This is a genomic window from Streptomyces poriticola (assembly GCF_036689765.1).
In the GTDB taxonomy this organism is placed as follows: domain Bacteria; phylum Actinomycetota; class Actinomycetes; order Streptomycetales; family Streptomycetaceae; genus Streptomyces; species Streptomyces poriticola.
The window spans coordinates 1-241 of record NZ_JBAGKH010000130.1; the positions used below are offsets into that span (position 1 = coordinate 1).

At 78.0% G+C, this 241-nt stretch carries 1 protein-coding gene; it reads left to right on the forward strand.

What is annotated here, in order from left to right; genetic code table 11:
- The coding region (locus V5O46_RS31770) for a maltotransferase domain-containing protein (protein WP_332888198.1) at window positions 1-241 on the forward strand (241 nt) is incomplete at both ends.

Sequence of the window (241 nt, forward strand, 5' to 3'; positions counted from 1 at the left end):
GAGGTGACCCCCGACGCACCGGGCCGCTGGTCCTTCCGGGTGGAGGCGTGGAGCGATCCGGTCACCACCTGGCGCCGGCACGCCCGGATCAAGGTGCCCGCGGGCATCGACACCGGCCTCGTCCTGGAGGAGGGGGCCGAGCTGTACGCCCGGGCGGCGGCGGGTGTCCCGAAGGGCGCCGGGCGCGCCGTCGTCCTGGCCGCGGCCGGGACGCTGCGCGACGACGCACTGCCGGTGGCCA